Here is a 16652-nt window from a genome sequence, read left to right as displayed (position 1 = left end):
GGTTACTCCTTGGTTTGCACGACGATGGATTGACCCGCTTGTCGACGCTGGCTCAATCGATTGACCCACTTGCGTCGCAGTTTCACCGACTCATTGATGGTCAGACCCACGGGGCAGAAGTAGCGACACCAGAAATCCGGCACAAAGCAGGTACCGAACAGCGAGAGAGGCAGGATGTACCACTGCAAGCCAACCCCCTCGAGGGCAAACATCATCGAGAAAGGCTCATAAGCCCCCATGGAAGGATGGCGCGACAGGAAGATCAGCATCAACGAGGCCCAGATCATCCCCAGAACCAGACCGCGACCATGCTTGTTCAGCCACCTGGGCGCCTTCATATTGATGCCGGTGATCTTATGCAGCAGCGATTGCACCGCGGCATAGGGACACAGCTTGTTGCAGTAGAGGTTTCGACCCATAAACACCACACCCAGCACTATGGTGCCCATCAGAATCCACCAGATGGGGTGCTGCTTGATGCTGGGCAGGTAGCCAAGCAGTATGCTGCCCAGGCTGCCGATGCTGATGGAGGCGTTGGTGTAGAACCCCACAAACAGCAGGGAAACCAGGGGAAGCGCCGTTTTCAGCCAGCTCATCGGCTTGCTTCGCCCACCGACGCTGACCGCCACGGCCCCCAGAGCCAGCAGCAGCATGCCCGCTTCCTCCCATCCGAAGACCCAAGGATCCAGAGTCCAGCTGGGTTCCAGCCCCAGATGTTTTACCGCGCCCAGATGCAGGGATCCTCGCAGCGCCTGACTGATGCCCCGGGCAGTGACTGTGGCGCCGGAAAAGGAATCGATATCCGTGTCGAGCAGAAAGTCATCGGTGACGCTGGCACCGGCGAATTGGCGGAAGAACTGCTTCTTTACCAGCCGCTCTACATAGGGTGGGGTCTCCCGGTGATCGATCAGGTGGACACCGTGAACCCGGGCCCCCTCCTCGGTGCGGCTGGCGGTCACCGCCACCTGCAGTGGGCCGCCGTAGCCCTGCCCCTCTCCAAGGATCACCACCTGGGGTTGATCCTGTTGACGGTTGACCCACTCGAGTACGACCGGGCCGCCGTTGTTGTCCGCCTGCTCCACCAACTGGGCACCGGGAAAGCTCTTGGCCAGAAGTGCCGGGTAGTCGGGCTGATTGCCAAGTTGGCCCACCACGAACGCCAGGGCCAGGCTCAACCAGGCAGCCAGGCTTATCAGGGAGGAGGGAATCTGTTGTCTCTTACTCATAATACGCTCTGAGAAATGGGGCCGTGCCGGAGGATGATCGGCACGGCCATTGACTGGCTGAGGCTTACAGGCGGGCGCCCTTGGGGGCGTATTTGCGCCAGATGAAGGCCATCAGCAACAGTCCGGGCATACAGAAGGCCGCCAGGCCCAGGGCGCCGGACTGAGGGACATTCTCAATGAAGGAGCTGCCTGCCCAACCAATGCCAAACAGGAACATCAGGCCTCCGGTGATCATCCCAATCCAGGCGGTAACCGGCAGCTGCGCCTTAACCGACAGATAAGCCATCCCCTGCACACCCAGGGTGAACAGGATCCCCATGATGAAAAATTCAATTAATTCCATGATCTCCTCCTTATGAGCGGCCAACGGCGCCAAATACGTTACGGTTGGTGGGGTTCACCCTCATCCCTTCACCTGTGTTCCAGAACTTGGCCACCTTGGTGGGGTCCTGAGTGGCGCCATAGCCGAAGGCGGGGTGCATCTCTGACATCACCCCATGGAGGGTGGAGGGCACGAAGGGGTTGGCTGCCACGATCATCCAGTGATGCCAGAAGTCCGGCTCATTGAAGGTACAGGCCGCATTACAGGCGGCACAGTCGCCGTCGCTCTCCATCCAGTAATCGAAGCAACGTTTGGAATCGACGTGGAACTTCTTGATCCCCTCATGGTTGTTCCAGTTGTATCCGGGCTGTTCCGAGTGCTCACCCACAAAGGTAAAGGTGGTGTCCTCATCCATGGGCAGAGCCTTGGAGGGGCAGGCTTCGGCGCACTTCTTACAGGTTTTACAGAAGTCCTCGATGCCCCAGGTGCGCGGCTGGTCGTAGTCAACAAACTCGAAGTCGGTGTATACCTTGCACAGGCGGATTCGGGGGCCGTAGCCAGGCACGATCAACTGGCCGTTACGAGCGCCCTCACCCATGCCCGCGGCGATGCCGTAAGCGACGGAGTTACCCAGATCGTTGCCTGACGCAACCGCGTGATAACCCAGTCCACGGATAAACTTGGCCATCTGAGATGCCAGAGTGGCCATCTTGGTGTAACCATCGCCGACGGTTGCACCGGAGGTATAGGTGGGTGCGGTCGCCAGGTTGTCGTAATCCATGGGCACCGCCATCACGATCACCGTCTTAGGGGTGAACGGGAAGTCTTTCTCCCAGGAGAGCTGCTTCTCGACCGGTTTGAACTCCTCCAGGGCCCCCATCAACGCCTTGGCCATCTCTTGTGGGTCGGTGATCTTGCTGACACCGCGGCGCTCCATCTCGGCAAACATATCCACTGTGGGGCCGGCGTGGTAGATGGGATCGTAATCCCAACGCTTATCCCGCTTGGCAATACCACAGCGGGCGGCGCCAAACACACGGGCGGCACTGCGAATGGCATTGGCCGCCTGCTGCTTGGAGGCGAACTCATACTGCTCATGCTCCATATCCGACTGATCCCAGGAGAACCAGGTGGTGTCCGGCACCCCCATGGCCCCCAGGCGCAAGTCCCACTTGTGGGGAGGGCACCAGCCAGCATGCCCTAAAGCACGATCCAATTGGGTAAAGCCTGGGCGGGAGTTATCATGCCCCTTCTGTTCGAAGCGCGGCACCTGCAACTGAAAGTTGTAGTTGGGGTTGCCCTTGACCAGTCGACCGAACTGCTCGTTACGCTCGGGATGACGCATCATCAGGAAGGGACTGCCGGCATAGGACCACATATGACTTTCGCCCGGGAAGGGCTTAAAGTCATCGGCCAGAATGGGCCACTGATCGTTTATCTTGCCTTCGATGGATGCGCGCCCGGCACCATAGGCGCCCAGGCCCGCGGCGAGTACAGCACCACCACCAATGGCGGCACGTTTAAATAACTTGCGTCGTTCGGGGTTTTCCAACAAACCCTCATGATCCTTAGAGGACCGGGAATTTGCCTGGTTTCTATTTTCAGTCATGGTTTTTCTCATATTCCAGGCCGAAATAAACCTGCTCAACAAAAAGTTAAGAAAATTATTCCGGACGTGTCAGCTTCAAGCTAATAATAGTGAAGACAATCCGGCTCAAATAGACCAAATCAAACAACTCAGTATTTCATTATTGATAATCGTATCACTGTGAAATGGATAAAAACCCTTTTAATAAAAGGGGTTAGTCACTCCTGCTCGCCTCCCTTGCCAGGCCAATGAGTTGTCAATTCTGGGATACGGCTAACACTTTGCTATAAAACCCAATACCAACAACAGTTTGCACAAGGGAGCAAAGCCGCACCACAGACCATTGAGGTCACTTAAAATGGCATACGGCAACCGATAACCCGCCAGGAAAGAGCAAACAGAGTTATCAGATCTGAAATAGTGTTTTACCTGCCGAAAAATAGTGAGATCAACAATTTGAAATTAATTTGTTCACTCTCACGAAATTGCTGAAAAGTCATACCACTATTAATTCCGGCAGAGATATAGTCCGCTGCAAATAATTACACCAACAAAAACACTAAACCTTAAATATATAAGGGGGATATATGAATTATCGGCGCAGCACTATTGCGGTAATGATAATGGCAACCACTTCACTGTCTGCACAAGCCAGTGGCATCCTGCGTGACGACACTGCATCAGCCTATCTTGGCAGCGCCGGTGCCGGACGAGCGACCGACACCAGCGCCGGCGCCGCCTTCAACAACCCGGCTGGCCTGGCGTATCTGCAGCAGCGAGAGGTTCAGGGCACACTGCTGCTGATTGAGGACAGCTTCACCTTCCATGACCAGGGCTCAACCGGCACCAACCCGGACTACGAACAGAGACGCAAGAGCACCGACTATGGCGTAGGGCTCAGCGGCGGCGGTTCCCTGTTCTATGGCCAGCCTTTGGGTGAGGACTGGGGATTTGGCCTGGCACTGGCCTCACCAGCCGGCGGAGCCACTGACTTTGGTGACAACTGGGCCGGGTCCAACTTCATCGAATCGGTGGAGGTGATGATCGGCGTCGCTCAAGCCTCCTTGGGCTACCGCATCAATGATCAATGGTCAGTGGGGGCCAGCCTGGGTGTCAGTTACATGAGTTGGGAGCTGACCCTGGATCCCTTCCCCGGCGCCGAAGAAACCCTAACGCTGGACGACACCGAGCTGGCCTGGGCCCTGGGCCTGCTCTACCGCCCCTGGCAACACACCAGCCTGGGACTGCGCTATGTAGCCGGCGTCGAGCATCAGCTTCGGGGCGATACCGCCATGTCCACTCCCATGGGCCCGGTGCACGATCAGGCCACCCAGCAATTTAATCTGGCGGACCTGGTGACCTTCAGTGTACAACACCAACTCACACCGGCTCTCAGCCTGCTGGCAGACATCGAGTGGGCCCAGTGGTCTGATATGGACCGAAGCCTGATTGAACACGACAATGGTCCCACCATCCTGGTGCCCCGCAACTGGCAGGACGCCTGGAGCGGTGCGCTGGGCGTGCACTATCAGGTCTCCTCCGCGCTGACCCTGAAAGCGGGCATCGCCTACGACGAGTCCGCCGTGTCCAAGGTCAACCATAAGCTGGATCCACCGGTGGACCGGCAGATCGCCTATGCCGCCGGCCTGAGCTGGACCCTGAGCCCCAGCACTCAGTTGGACCTCAGCTATCAGTATCTGGATCTGGGTGACATCGAGGTAAATCAGACCATCGAAGGATTTGACCCGATTGCTGGTCAACCCTTCAGCCAGACAGTATCCGGTCACTCAGAAGCCCATGTACATATCCTGAGCCTGGGACTGGCACACCACTTCTAATACCAGGAGACAGATTCCCCCAGTACCGAATGGATGCTGGGGGAAACTGCAATAAAGGCCCGAGAAATCCCCGCCAACCCTTGGGCAGCGTTTCATCCACTGATACCCTTTGTGTCATTCGCCAACTACTTCTGGGTTGTCCCTCTATGCATCAAGTGACTCTCGATGACATTCGCCTGGTTAACCAGATTGCCCGCCTGGGCAGCTTTGCCCGGGCCGCCGACTCCCTGTCCCTGCCCCGCCCCAGCGTTACCCGCCGGGTGAAACAGCTGGAAGCCCACCTGGGCGTCACCCTGTTCCAGCGCTCCACCCGTCAGTTGTCCCTGACTCAGGAGGGGGAAGCCTTCCTGGAACACAGCCTCAACATTGAGCAGCACTGGCAAACTGCCACCGAGCAGATGAAGAGTGCCAGCGGCGAGCCTGTGGGCCGGCTAAGGGTCAGTGCCCTGGGCCTGTTCAACCGGGTCATAGCCGGCCCGGTGCTGTCCCGGTTCGTCAAAACCTACCCAGGCATCGATCTGGAGCTCAAGTCCACCTGGTCGCCGCCAGATGCCACCAAGTTCGATGTGGATCTGATGTTCAACACCAAGCCCCTGGAGGACAAGAGCTTCATCAATGAGCCCCTCTCCCTGACCCAGAGGGACTTCTACGCCAGTCGCGACTACCTGGAGCGAAAAGGGGTCCCTGACAGCATCACCGAGTTGGCCAACCACGATCTGGTGGTACTCAACTACACCGACTTCAAAGATGGTGACTGGTTGTGGCAGGATGGAGAGCAGCAAAAGACCCTGCAGGTGAAAAGCAACTTGATGCTGGATGAGGCGGAAGCCGCCCTGCAGATGACCCTGCTGGGTCACGGCATCTGCTGGTTACCGGATTTCTGCTGCGAGAAGTACCTGGAAAGCGGCGAGATGGTGCGCCTGTTTGAGGGCCGCCATGCGACCCCGGGGCCCCTGTGGGCCATCTACCCCAGAACCCCCTTTGAAAATCAGCGTCTGAGGCTGTTTATCGAGATGGCCAGGGACAGTCAACTGCTGGGCAAGCCTGCCCCGGCCCAAGTCTGATCACAGGAAGCTGGAGATCTCCTCAAGAGACTTCTTGTGAGTCGCATGAAGGGGGATGGTGGCACCCTCTGCCGGGTAGCCCGCCACAATCAGCATATAGGGGCGCTCATTGTCACCACGACCACACACCTTGGAGAGGAAGCTCATCGGCTTGGGGGTGTGGGTCAGGGTCGCCAGGCCGCTGCTGTGCAGCGCATTGAGCAGAAATCCGGTGGCGATGCCCACCGACTCGTGCACATAGTAGTTGGTGGTCTCCCCATCGTCGTGCATCCCGCCCTTCTTCTTACTGAATACCGCAATCAGCCAGGGAGCGATCTCCAGATAGGGTTTGTTGGCATCTGTGCCCAGAGGTTTTAAAGCTTTGAGCCACTCCTCCCCCGCTCGCTTCTCGTCATAGAACCCCCGCTCCTGAAGCTCTGCATGCTCTCGAATCTGCTTCTTGACCTCGTCAGATCTGATGGCCACAAAGTGCCAGGGCTGGTGGTTGGCGCCGCTGGGGGCACTGCCGGCGGCCAGCAGACAATTCTCAATCACCTCCTGGGGAACAGGACGATTCGAAAAGCTGCGAATGGAGTGGCGTCTGCGCAGGTGTGCCAGATGCTCGGAGGAACGCTGAACCATCTCATCAGCGTCATATTCGACAAAGTCATCGAGGGGAATACGGTCGTGGGGCTGCATGCACTCACTCCTTGTGAAAGCTCAATAGACTAATGCTAACACCTGGATCGGAATGAACAAGTTTCGTGCACAAGGTTTATGTATCAGAAAAACAAAAGCCCCGGCACTGGGCCGGGGCTTTAGGGAAGAACTCAAGAATTACTTGGCGTTCTTAGCCTTGGTCTCTGCAATTACCTCTTCGGCAACGTTAGCAGGACAAGGTGCGTAGTGGCTGAACTCCATGGAGAACTGGCCACGACCGGAAGTCATGGTACGCAGGTGACCGATGTAACCGAACATCTCGGACAGAGGTACGTCTGCCTTGATGCGTACGCCGGTAGCACCAGCTTCCTGGTCCTTGATCATGCCGCGACGACGGTTCAGGTCACCGATAACATCACCAACGTGATCTTCTGGAGTGAACACGTCCACCTTCATGATGGGTTCCAGCAGCTGAGGACCGGACTTAGGCATGGACTGACGGAAAGCGCCCTTAGCGGCGATTTCGAAGGCCACTGCAGAGGAGTCAACCGCGTGGAAGCCACCGTCGAACAGCTCAACTTCAACGTCCAGAACAGGGAAGCCAGCCAGAGGACCGGTATCCATCATGTCACGGAAGCCCTTCTCAATGGCAGGCCAGAATTCCTTAGGCACGTTACCGCCCACAACAGTGGAGGCAAAGGTGAAGCCGGAGCCCTGCTCGCCAGGCTTGATGCGGTAGTCGATCTTACCGAACTGACCGGAACCACCAGACTGCTTCTTGTGAGTGTAGCTGTCTTCAATGGCGGAAGTGATGGTCTCACGGTAAGCAACCTGAGGCTGACCAACTTCCAGCTCAACGCCGTAGGTACGCTTCAGGATGTCTACTTTAATATCCAGGTGCAGTTCACCCATACCCTTCAGGATGGTCTGACCGGACTCTTCGTCGGTCTCAACCTGGAAGGATGGATCTTCAGCAACCATCTTACCGATGGCGATACCCATCTTCTCAACGGAACCCTTATCCTTCGGCTCAACAGCGATGGAGATTACAGGCTCAGGGAAGATCATGGGCTCCAGGGTGCACTCGTGCTTAGGATCACACAGGGTGTGACCGGTCTGCACGTTCTTCATGCCAACTACGGCGATGATGTCACCAGCTTGAGCGCGGGTCAGTTCAGTACGCTCGTCGGCGTGCATCTCTACCATACGACCGATACGCTCGGTCTTGCCGGTGGCGGAGTTCAGGATGGTCATACCCTTTTCCAGAACACCGGAGTAGATGCGGACAAAGGTCAGGGCGCCGAAACGGTCGTCCATGATCTTAAACGCCAGAGCACGCAGAGGCTCGTCAGCGGATACGGTGGCTACTTCACCGGTAGGCTCACCAGTCTCTGGATCGGTCAGAGGCTGAGCGTCTACTTCGGTAGGAGCAGGCAGGTAGTCAACTACCGCGTCCAGTACCAGCTGGATACCTTTGTTCTTGAAGGCGGAACCACAGTAGGTGGGGAAGAACGCCAGGTCACGGGTACCCTTACGGATGCAGGCTTTGATCTGCTCCATGGAAGGCTCAGTACCCTCTTCCAGGTACTCCATCAGCAGGTCTTCGTCCATCTCCAGAGCGGTTTCCATCAGCTCTTCGCGGTACTCGGCAGCCTTCTCCTGCAGCTCGGCAGGGATCTCAACTACTTCGTAGTTCTCAGGCAGACCGGAGTCATCCCAGATGAAAGCCTTCTGGCTCAGGATGTCTACAACACCCTTGAAGTCATCTTCGATACCGATAGGCAGGGTCATAACCAGGGGACGAGCACCCAGTACGTTCTTCACCTGGTCTACTACGCGGTAGAAGTCTGCACCCATACGGTCCAGCTTGTTCACGAAGATCAGACGGGCTACTTCGGATTCGTTAGCGTAACGCCAGTTGGTTTCAGACTGGGGCTCAACACCACCGGAACCACAGAATACACCAACACCACCATCGAGAACCTTCAGGGAACGGTAAACTTCAACGGTGAAGTCAACGTGTCCAGGGGTGTCGATGATGTTCAGGCGGTGATCGTTCCAGAAACAGGTAGTAGCAGCAGACTGAATGGTAATACCACGCTCAGCTTCCTGCTCCATGAAGTCAGTGGTGGCGGCGCCGTCATGCACTTCACCGGTCTTGTGGATCTTACCGGTCAGCTTCAGGATACGCTCGGTACTGGTGGTCTTACCGGCATCAACGTGCGCGAAGATACCGATATTTCTGTATTTTGATAAATCAGTCATTGCTTTACTCTGAAAAAACAATCGTTGTCACTTTTCGGCGGGGGAGTATACCACTTTTGCAACCAAAAGATACGCACTTAGCGAAATGATTTCGCCAGTTATCGCCTATCACAAGCTGCTGGTAGGAATACTCACGTCCGACGTCGTTTGGGAAGCCTGACTTAGCCGACCGAATTATAGCCCACTTCATCAATGCCAACGGGGATTCGGGACCGGAATCTTTAGCCTCTTCACCAGGGTAAGCAACGCCAAGTTGCCTCTCCCCGGCATCACAGGGAGCCGAGCTCCGCTTTTGCTGCCGTTGACTGAGTCTCGCACACCCTTGTGACAATCCTAAATCGTCAGTTCGCTGCTGCGACTTCAGACCATGACTCTCTCGCAGAGTGCGAGTTGTACGAAAAAACCCGCCTCAAAGGCGGGTTGAACGAAATATGGCGGAGAGATAGGGATTTGAACCCTAGAAGGGCTATTAACCCTTGCCGGTTTTCAAGACCGGTGCTTTCAACCACTCAGCCATCTCTCCAGTGGCGGCAATAATAGTGAAAGGATCGGCCGGTGTAAACCCCTGAATCCAGCGGGATTGACAAAAGATCTGCCCTACAGATGGTTTGACTTCCTAAAGGCGCTTTTCCATACGCCAATTCTGCAGTTTTTCACCTTGGCGAACGCTTTGGTTCTCCCGAACAACCACAAACCCCTTTGCCTCAAAAAAGGGGCGGGCAAAGCGGGAAGCATCCACAGTCAATCGGCGCAATTCTTGTTGACGAGCCTGCTGCTCCAGGTGCAGGTACAGCCGGGAGGCGATGCCCCGGCGTTGATGGTTACGGTGTATATAGGTCCACTCAATATGGCCTGACGATGTCAGGGTGATGAAACCCACCACAGTGCCATCGAGTTCCGCCACCTCAGGAGGCCATTGGGCGAGCCTCTACTGCCAAAGGCCATACTCTTTCGGCAATGGTGTCCAGGCATTTACCTGTGCCTGGGTGTAATGAGCAGGACCAACGTGGTGAATGGTGTCGTAGAAGATATCGGTCAGAACCCGAGCGTCCTCTGTCCGGTACGGACGAACAATCAGGTCAGTCATCAGGCTAAAAAGGCTGACAGGGCGTACCCTGGTGATGAATCATCTGCCAGCGATGATCCTCCAATGTCCACAACGAGCTTCGGCGTGAATGGCTGACCACGGTGCCCCGGGTCAACTTAGCGTTGTAGAGCACCTGGCATAGGTTGGGGGCCAACTGCCTGACCCTGAAGCTCTGGGCTTCCACACCAAACCCCTCCTCTTCCGGCAGGCGCTTAAGCACTTCATCCAGACCAAACTCGCGGCCAGACGCCCCCACTTCGATAAAATCCTTGTGAATCAGAAAGGCGAGCAGTTCGCGGCTGCGCCGGGTGGAGGGAACAAACAGCCTTTTTTCCAGGGCAATCAGGTGGGGCTCAAGCTCCAGGGCAATGCTTAGAGTATCCATAGTGAGTGAGTTAATCCTTAACCTGTAAAACACCAATCTCAGAAAATTCAGCCAATGACCGAACACTTCATGCACTTGGTATGAAACCGTACGTTTCAGGTGTCATGGCACCTGGCGATCTCTGACGGACCTGTTTGCCTAGCGGCCGCCTTCGACTCAGGAAGGCTAACCCGCCTAAGGTAGAAGTTTTGTCATAAATCGTCAACGAGACTGAAATGGTCGAGTAAGCCAAAGTCGCGCAACGGTTTTTCCGAAACCACCCCGAAAACACCGGCCACAGCTGTGGTTTTGTTACTAAATTGGTTGAAAAACCGTTGCCCCGTTCCCACATCAGCTTGTAGAGTTAAACTTTTCAGGAATCGGTGGCTCTAACCTGTCAGAAACGGGCCACAATAAAGGAGTCCACATGCAGACCCAACGTTTTGAAACCGTCGCCAGCTCCACCGGCGTCGAGGTCAACAAAGTTCTACGCAACACCTATATGCTGCTGGCCATGACCCTGGCTTTCTCAGCTGCAGTCGCCGGTGTCACCATGGCACTGCAATTGCCCCATCCAGGCATCATTATCACCCTGGTGGGTTTCTACGGTCTGCTGTTCCTGGTTAGCCGCACCGCCAACAGCGCCATGGGCCTGGTGTCCGTGTTCGCCCTGACCGGCTTCATGGGATACACCCTGGGCCCCATCCTGGGCATGTATCTGGGCGCAGGCATGGGCGACATCGTCATGATGGCTCTGGGCGGCACCGCCCTCACCTTCTTTGGCCTCTCCGCTTACGTGCTGGTCACCGGTAAGGACATGTCCTTCCTGGGTGGCATGATGATGGCTGGCTTCTGGGTGATCATCGCCGCCTTTATCGCCAACATCTTCCTGGCGATTCCTGCGCTGAGCATGGCCCTGAGCTGCCTGTTCATCCTGTTCTCTTCCGGAGCCATCCTGATGCAGACCAGTGCCATCATCCACGGCGGCGAGCGCAACTACATCAACGCCACTGTGACCCTGTTCGTCTCGCTGTACAACATCTTCGTCAGCCTGCTGAGCCTGTTGGGGATGAGCGACGACTAAGCGCCCTGTTTGAGATACACTAAGGCCCCAAGTCGGGGCCTTTTTCTTTGGTTACGAATCCGAAATGAGTTCTTTTCTAGTCGTCGTTAACGGCGAACCCTACGGCAGCCAGTCCGCCTGGTCTGCCCTGAAATTCTGTGAAACCTTGTTGGCTCAGGGGCACACCCTGGAACAGGTGTTCTTCTATCAGCACGGCGTCCTCAATGCCAGCCGTATGCTGATGCCCGCCAGTGATGAGCTGGACCTCGCCCAACGCTGGCATACCCTTCACCAGCAGCATAAGGTGCCCCTGATCAGCTGCGTCTCAGCCGGACTGCGTCGGGGTATCCTCGATGCGGAAGCCGCCGAAGATGGCGGCCTGGACAGTGCCAACCTGGCCTCACCCTTTATTCTGGGGGGCCTGGGCGAGCTGGTGACTACCATGCAGCAGGTGGACAGGACGGTGCAATTCTGATGAAACAGCTAGGAATCCTATTTACCCGGGCCCCACACGGCACCCCCAGGGGGCGTGAGGCGCTGGACCTGGCACTGCTCAGTGCCAGTTACGACATCCCGACCCGACTCTTCTTCTGTGGCGACGGGGTCTATCAGCTGCTTAAGGGGCAGACACCTGGCAGCATTGAGGGCCGGGACTACATCGCCACCTTCAAGGCTCTGCCCCTCTATGACGTGGAGGAGATCTGGGTCTGCGCCGCCTCTCTGACAGAACGGGGTTTGAGCCGCGATGATCTGCTGATGGCCGTTGATGTGGCCGATGAGACGCATTTCGCCCAGGAATTGAACCGGACAGAACAGGTACTGACATTTTGAACGTACTCCATACCCAATCCCGCTCTCCCTCGGATTCCGATGGGCTCAGCCTGATGCTGCGCGCCCTGACCCCGGGAGACGGTATTCTGCTGATGCAGGACGCCGTCATCGCTGCCACACTGCCTCAGTGGCAACAACCGTTATCTGGTCATCCCTGCTATGCACTCAAGGAAGATCTTGAAGCCCGGGGCTTGATGTCACGGGTGAATGCCCCCATTGAAGTGGTCGACTACGATAGATTTGTCCAGCTGACGCTGGAGTTTGAGAAAGTACAGGCGTGGTAATGATGTTGAATTTTAATGGCCAGGAGATCGCCACCGACAAGCAGGGCTACCTGCTCGATTCCAGTCAGTGGCAGCCGGAGCTGGCGCCGATTCTGGCCGAGCAGGAGGGGATCGAACTCTCCGACGCTCACTGGGAAGTGGTTAACTTTGTGCGCGACTTCTATGAGGAGTTTAATACCAGCCCCGCCATCCGGGTGCTGGTTAAAGCGATTGGACAAAAGCTGGGTGAGGACAAGGGCAACTCCAAGTACCTCTACAAGCTGTTCCCCAAAGGCCCGGCCAAACAGGCCACCAAGATCGCCGGCTTACCCAAGCCCGCACGTTGCATCTGACTTCATTAATAACAACCTTGTCAGACACAAAAAAACCGGCGCCATGCGCCGGTTTTTTCATCTCGGTTATCTCTTAGGCAGGGATAACGTGAGTGGTCAGGTTCAGCATCTTCTTCATGACGCGAATCACCTGACGGCTGTAACCGAACTCGTTGTCGTACCATACGTACAGTACCGCACGGTCACCGTCCACGATGGTGGCCTGAGAGTCCACCACACCGGCGTAGCGAGAACCCACCAGGTCGGTAGACACAATCTCTGTGGACTCGGTAAAGTCCACCTGGCTCTGCAGGTTGGAGTGCAGGGCAACTTCACGCAGGTACTCGTTCAGAGTGTCGCGGTCAGTTTCCTTGGCCAGGTTCAGGTTCATGATGGCCATGGACACGTTAGGAGTAGGAACGCGGATGGCGTTGCCGGTCAGCTTGCCCTTCAGTTCAGGCAGAGCCTTGGCCACGGCCTTGGCAGCACCTGTGGTGGTCAGCACCATGTTCAGCGGCGCACTGCGACCACGACGGTCACCCTTGTGGTAGTTGTCGATCAGGTTCTGATCGTTGGTGTAGGAGTGAACGGTTTCAACGTGGCCGTTGCGAATGCCGTACTCGTCGTTGATCGCCTTCAGCACTGGGGTGATGGCGTTGGTGGTGCAGGAAGCTGCGGACACAATCAGGTCTTCGTCCAGGATGTCCGCCTGGTTTACGCCATACACCACGTTCTTGATATCGCCCTTGGCAGGCGCGGTCAGCAGCACCTTGGCAGTCCCCTTGGACTTCAGGTGCAGACCCAGGCCCTCTTCATCCTTCCAGATGCCGGTGTTGTCCACCACCAGGGCGTTGTCAATGCCGTAAGCGGTGTAATCCACCTGATCAGGGCTGTTGGCGTAGATCACCTGGATGTAGGTACCGTTGGCGATGATGGCGTTGTTCTCGGCATCCACTTCAATGGAACCGTTGAAAGGACCATGAATGGAATCACGACGCAACAGGCTGGCGCGCTTCTCCAGGTCACCCTCACGACCGCCACGAACCACGATGGCACGCAGACGCATGTTGTTGGCTACACCGGTGCGTTCAATCATCAGGCGAGCCAGCAGTCGGCCGATACGGCCAAAGCCATACAGCACAACGTCGCGCTGCTCAACTTCCTGGTTGGAAGCTGGCGCCATCTCTTCGGCAACATAGGCTTCGATCTCGCTACCGTCGCTGTGGTTGCGCCAGTAGTTGATGGCCATTTTGCCCAGGTCGACACGAGCATACTTAACGTCCAGCTTGCTCAGGGCTTCCAGGAAGGGGAAGCTTTCACGCAGGCGCAGCTTGTCGCCCTCGTGCTTGCGAACCAGGCGGTGCATCTTGATGATGTCGATGGTGGAGGCGTTGAGCAGGCTCTTGCCATACACCAGCACTTCGATGCCCTGGTTGCGGTACAGCTTGCCGATCAGGGGCTGCATCGCTTCCGCCATTTCAAAACGTTCTTGCCAGCTTTTCAGATGCTTGTCAGCGGTCATTTGGGACAAATCCTTTCTAGGCATGATCTGCAGCTTAGGACCTATAATGTCGACTAAGTCAAAAGACCATGAAATGGGTACAGATTACGTGGCTACGTTGGCCAGCTGGCGGTATTCTACAGAAGATCATCCGGTTGATTCCAGCCAGCTAAACCCGTAATTTAATTAGACAAATCGGCGGTTTACCGCTGTTATTAAGAAAATTTTTGGTAAGTTTACACAATGCGAGTAATTGCTTTAGCGGCGCTGCTGCTGCCCCTCACCGCCTGTGACACACGGCTCACCCTGCAGGAGGTCTGCGAAAGCCACCCTCAAATGTGCGCCGACGTCGCCCTCACCGGGTGGTGTGTCAAGGAGCGTTCACAGGTGATTTGGACCCGCTACGAGCATAAGGACTCAGACAGGCATACCCTGTATAACGAGCTCATTGCACTGGAGAATTACGTTAAGTGCATGGAGAAGGCCACCATGATCGAGAACCGTATCGTGGCCAAGGAGAGGGAAACCGCTCGTATCGAAAGCTACATCTCTTCACAGAAGTCTCTGACCAAACTACAAAATAGCACCAGCGGCGACACCTCGCCCTACATCACCTTCTACCGCTGGACCCGCTTGAACGACACCCAGGCCCTGGGCCAGTTCCTGCAGTCCGAGCGCAATGGTGAGCTCGATACCGTGGAGCTGAAGCAGTTCGCCGCCTCCTACTACTCCAGGACTAACCCTCAGAAAGCCGTAGATTATCTGCTGGATACTCTGAATGAGTTGCCCTACCCCGCCATCGATACCTACCTGGAGTTGTCTCAGGAGTACATGAACCTGGACCAGCCTGCCCAGGCCTACCTGTTTGCTAAGCTGATATCACGCCACCAACCTAAGCTGGTAAACGAGCAGCGACTGAGGCTGCTGGCCAACTCAGCCGGAGTGAAGAGGAGCAAGCTGGACCAGAAAGCGGAGCAGATCGACGAACTGCTGGAAGAGGGAAAATTTAAGCCAGAGAGTCTAAATCTGTAATTAAATTTCTTTTGCCCTTTCAGGCCGAATGATGATTTCTTGCTCACAGAGCCACGTGGATTAGCGTGATCTTCACCACGGTTTAGCCCTTTGTGTACTAGGCTTTAAGCTGTCAAAACTTGATGTGTCGTAACATTTACCCAAATACAGCAAATTATTGCGTCGTCACCCTTGACCACCGGCTTCATTGTTGTAAATTAACCACAGTTATTAAAGTTATGAGACAGGTATCGCTATGATCAAAGTTGCCATCAATGGATATGGCCGTATCGGCCGCAATGTCGTCCGTGCACTGTATGAGAGCGAAAAAGACTACCCCATCCAAATCGTTGCCATTAACGACCTGGGTGACGCATCCATCAACGCTCACCTGACCAAGTACGATTCCGTACACGGTCGCTTCAACGCAAAAGTTGAACACAGCGAAGATGCCATCACCATCAACGGTGACAAAATTCTGACCTTCTCCGAGCGCGACCCCTCCAAGCTGCCTTGGGCAGAACTGGACGTAGACGTAGTGTTCGAGTGTACCGGTATCTTCACTACCAAGCCGACCGCTTCTAAGCACATCGAAGCTGGCGCCAAGAAAGTGATCATCTCCGCTCCAGGTAAAGAAGTAGACGCAACTGTTGTTTACGGTGTTAACCACGACGTTATCACCCCAGACATGACCGTTATCTCTAACGCTTCTTGTACCACCAACTGCTTGGCGCCTTTTGCTAAGCCGCTGAACGACGAGTTGGGTATCGAGTCCGGCCTGATGACCACCGTTCACGCTTACACCAACGACCAGCGTCTGTCTGATGTATACCACTCCGACCTGCGTCGCGCCCGTGCTGCTGCCGTCAACATGATCCCCACCAAGACTGGTGCTGCTGCCGCTGTTGGCCTGGTTGTGCCTGAGCTGGCTGGTAAGTTCGACGGCGGTGCGGTTCGTGTACCTACCGTAAACGTTTCTCTGGTTGACCTGTCCTTCGTGGCCAGCCGTGACACTACCATCGAGGAAGTGAACGCCATCATCGAGAAAGCGTGCGCGTCTGGTGCCATGAGCGAAGTTCTGGCTGTAAACCATGAGCCTCTGGTATCCATCGACTTCAACCACAGCCCTTACTCCTCCACCTTCGACGCCACTCAAACCCGAGTGAACGGTCGCCTGGTGAAAGTAATGGCCTGGTACGACAACGAGTGGGGCTTCTCCAACCGTATGTTGGACAACGCCGTTGTCCTGATGAACGCC

General features: G+C 55.9%; 18 protein-coding genes and 1 tRNA gene. 9 read left to right on the top strand and 10 right to left on the bottom strand.

All coding sequences use genetic code 11. The features are described 5' to 3' along the window. Window positions 1-2: 2 nt before the first annotated feature. From ACN0RV_RS04260 to ACN0RV_RS04250, 3 genes are all read right to left on the bottom strand, one after another. Window positions 3-1226: an FMN-binding protein gene (locus ACN0RV_RS04260; RefSeq protein WP_417345884.1), complete on the bottom strand. Its 1224-nt coding sequence runs from the start codon at window positions 1224-1226 to the stop codon at window positions 3-5. Window positions 1227-1290: 64 nt separating this feature from the next. Next, window positions 1291-1569: a hypothetical protein gene (locus ACN0RV_RS04255; protein ID WP_417345883.1), complete on the bottom strand. Its 279-nt coding sequence runs from the start codon at window positions 1567-1569 to the stop codon at window positions 1291-1293. A 10-nt stretch (window positions 1570-1579) separates the two neighbouring features. After that, window positions 1580-3100 carry a reductive dehalogenase gene (locus ACN0RV_RS04250; protein ID WP_417345881.1) on the bottom strand — a complete coding sequence of 507 codons (1521 nt, stop codon included), beginning with the start codon at window positions 3098-3100 and terminating at the stop codon, window positions 1580-1582. 659 nt (window positions 3101-3759) lie between these two features. Here ACN0RV_RS04250 and ACN0RV_RS04245 point away from each other — a divergent pair. Both ACN0RV_RS04245 and ACN0RV_RS04240 read left to right on the top strand, forming a co-directional pair. After that, window positions 3760-4974, top strand: coding sequence for an OmpP1/FadL family transporter (locus tag ACN0RV_RS04245; protein WP_417345879.1), 1215 nt, complete (start codon window positions 3760-3762; stop codon window positions 4972-4974). A 146-nt stretch (window positions 4975-5120) separates the two neighbouring features. Next, window positions 5121-6038, top strand: coding sequence for a LysR family transcriptional regulator (locus ACN0RV_RS04240; RefSeq protein WP_417345877.1), 918 nt, complete (start codon window positions 5121-5123; stop codon window positions 6036-6038). Here the strand turns inward: ACN0RV_RS04240 and ACN0RV_RS04235 are convergent, their stop codons facing one another. The 6 genes from ACN0RV_RS04235 to ACN0RV_RS04210 all read right to left on the bottom strand — a co-directional run bounded on the left by ACN0RV_RS04235 (window position 6039) and on the right by ACN0RV_RS04210 (window position 10414). Next, window positions 6039-6716 carry a nitroreductase family protein gene (locus ACN0RV_RS04235; protein WP_417345875.1) on the bottom strand — a complete coding sequence of 226 codons (678 nt, stop codon included), beginning with the start codon at window positions 6714-6716 and terminating at the stop codon, window positions 6039-6041. 138 nt (window positions 6717-6854) lie between these two features. After that, entirely contained in the window at window positions 6855-8942 is a 2088-nt protein-coding gene (gene fusA, locus ACN0RV_RS04230; RefSeq protein WP_417345873.1) for an elongation factor G, read from the bottom strand. Window positions 8943-9374: 432 nt separating this feature from the next. Continuing rightward, window positions 9375-9465, bottom strand: a tRNA-Ser gene (locus ACN0RV_RS04225). A gap of 93 nt (window positions 9466-9558) precedes the next feature. Continuing rightward, entirely contained in the window at window positions 9559-9846 is a 288-nt protein-coding gene (locus tag ACN0RV_RS04220) for a GNAT family N-acetyltransferase (protein ID WP_417345871.1), read from the bottom strand. A 24-nt stretch (window positions 9847-9870) separates the two neighbouring features. Next, window positions 9871-10029, bottom strand: a complete 159-nt coding sequence (locus tag ACN0RV_RS04215) for a hypothetical protein (protein WP_417345870.1) — start codon at window positions 10027-10029, stop codon at window positions 9871-9873. Between the two features lie 4 nt (window positions 10030-10033). Continuing rightward, on the bottom strand, window positions 10034-10414 hold the full coding sequence (locus ACN0RV_RS04210; protein ID WP_417345868.1) for a DUF4440 domain-containing protein: 381 nt from the start codon (window positions 10412-10414) through the stop codon (window positions 10034-10036). A gap of 406 nt (window positions 10415-10820) precedes the next feature. Here ACN0RV_RS04210 and ACN0RV_RS04205 point away from each other — a divergent pair, with 406 nt between their 5' ends. From ACN0RV_RS04205 to ACN0RV_RS04185, 5 genes are all read left to right on the top strand, one after another. After that, window positions 10821-11477 (top strand): Bax inhibitor-1/YccA family protein, encoded by a 657-nt coding sequence (locus ACN0RV_RS04205; RefSeq protein WP_417345866.1) that lies wholly within the window; start codon window positions 10821-10823, stop codon window positions 11475-11477. A gap of 64 nt (window positions 11478-11541) precedes the next feature. Continuing rightward, the gene (gene tusD, locus ACN0RV_RS04200; RefSeq protein ID WP_417345865.1) at window positions 11542-11931 is read left to right on the top strand and encodes a sulfurtransferase complex subunit TusD; all 390 of its coding nucleotides are present in this window, start codon (window positions 11542-11544) and stop codon (window positions 11929-11931) included. After that, a complete protein-coding gene (gene tusC / locus ACN0RV_RS04195; RefSeq protein WP_417345863.1) occupies window positions 11931-12287 on the top strand; it encodes a sulfurtransferase complex subunit TusC in 357 nt (118 codons plus the stop codon). The genes tusD and tusC overlap by 1 nt, the downstream gene beginning before the upstream one ends. Further along, window positions 12284-12571 (top strand): sulfurtransferase complex subunit TusB, encoded by a 288-nt coding sequence (tusB, locus tag ACN0RV_RS04190; RefSeq protein WP_417345861.1) that lies wholly within the window; start codon window positions 12284-12286, stop codon window positions 12569-12571. The genes tusC and tusB overlap by 4 nt, the downstream gene beginning before the upstream one ends. Before the next feature lie 2 nt (window positions 12572-12573). After that, a complete protein-coding gene (locus ACN0RV_RS04185; RefSeq protein ID WP_417346282.1) occupies window positions 12574-12903 on the top strand; it encodes a TusE/DsrC/DsvC family sulfur relay protein in 330 nt (109 codons plus the stop codon). 73 nt (window positions 12904-12976) lie between these two features. Here the strand turns inward: ACN0RV_RS04185 and ACN0RV_RS04180 are convergent, their stop codons facing one another. Beyond that, window positions 12977-14404: a glyceraldehyde-3-phosphate dehydrogenase gene (locus ACN0RV_RS04180; RefSeq protein ID WP_417345859.1), complete on the bottom strand. Its 1428-nt coding sequence runs from the start codon at window positions 14402-14404 to the stop codon at window positions 12977-12979. Window positions 14405-14626: 222 nt separating this feature from the next. Here ACN0RV_RS04180 and ACN0RV_RS04175 point away from each other — a divergent pair, with 222 nt between their 5' ends. Together ACN0RV_RS04175 and gap are read left to right on the top strand one after the other, a co-directional pair. Then, the gene (locus tag ACN0RV_RS04175; RefSeq protein ID WP_417345857.1) at window positions 14627-15415 is read left to right on the top strand and encodes a DUF2989 domain-containing protein; all 789 of its coding nucleotides are present in this window, start codon (window positions 14627-14629) and stop codon (window positions 15413-15415) included. A 235-nt stretch (window positions 15416-15650) separates the two neighbouring features. Further along, the coding region (gene gap, locus ACN0RV_RS04170; protein ID WP_417345855.1) for a type I glyceraldehyde-3-phosphate dehydrogenase at window positions 15651-16652 on the top strand (1002 nt) is incomplete at its 3' end.

It is taken from the genome of Ferrimonas sp., assembly GCF_048263965.1.
Lineage (GTDB): Bacteria > Pseudomonadota > Gammaproteobacteria > Enterobacterales > Shewanellaceae > Ferrimonas.
The sequence above is the reverse complement of the archived record's forward strand: the minus strand, read 5'-3'. Positions and strand labels throughout refer to the sequence as shown.

Excerpts from the sequence above, each read along its gene's own strand:
- tusD (WP_417345865.1), top strand. The coding sequence starts at position 11,542 with ATGAGTTCTTTTCTAGTCGTCGTTAACGGCGAACCCTACGGCAGCCAG.
- ACN0RV_RS04235 (WP_417345875.1), bottom strand. The coding sequence starts at position 6,716 with ATGCAGCCCCACGACCGTATTCCCCTCGATGACTTTGTCGAATATGAC.
- ACN0RV_RS04240 (WP_417345877.1), top strand. The coding sequence starts at position 5,121 with ATGCATCAAGTGACTCTCGATGACATTCGCCTGGTTAACCAGATTGCC.
- ACN0RV_RS04210 (WP_417345868.1), bottom strand. The coding sequence starts at position 10,414 with ATGGATACTCTAAGCATTGCCCTGGAGCTTGAGCCCCACCTGATTGCC.
- ACN0RV_RS04215 (WP_417345870.1), bottom strand. The coding sequence starts at position 10,029 with ATGACTGACCTGATTGTTCGTCCGTACCGGACAGAGGACGCTCGGGTT.
- ACN0RV_RS04175 (WP_417345857.1), top strand. The coding sequence starts at position 14,627 with ATGCGAGTAATTGCTTTAGCGGCGCTGCTGCTGCCCCTCACCGCCTGT.
- ACN0RV_RS04180 (WP_417345859.1), bottom strand. The coding sequence starts at position 14,404 with ATGACCGCTGACAAGCATCTGAAAAGCTGGCAAGAACGTTTTGAAATG.
- ACN0RV_RS04255 (WP_417345883.1), bottom strand. The coding sequence starts at position 1,569 with ATGGAATTAATTGAATTTTTCATCATGGGGATCCTGTTCACCCTGGGT.
- ACN0RV_RS04260 (WP_417345884.1), bottom strand. The coding sequence starts at position 1,226 with ATGAGTAAGAGACAACAGATTCCCTCCTCCCTGATAAGCCTGGCTGCC.
- fusA (WP_417345873.1), bottom strand. The coding sequence starts at position 8,942 with ATGACTGATTTATCAAAATACAGAAATATCGGTATCTTCGCGCACGTT.
- ACN0RV_RS04205 (WP_417345866.1), top strand. The coding sequence starts at position 10,821 with ATGCAGACCCAACGTTTTGAAACCGTCGCCAGCTCCACCGGCGTCGAG.
- tusC (WP_417345863.1), top strand. The coding sequence starts at position 11,931 with ATGAAACAGCTAGGAATCCTATTTACCCGGGCCCCACACGGCACCCCC.
- ACN0RV_RS04185 (WP_417346282.1), top strand. The coding sequence starts at position 12,574 with ATGTTGAATTTTAATGGCCAGGAGATCGCCACCGACAAGCAGGGCTAC.
- ACN0RV_RS04245 (WP_417345879.1), top strand. The coding sequence starts at position 3,760 with ATGGCAACCACTTCACTGTCTGCACAAGCCAGTGGCATCCTGCGTGAC.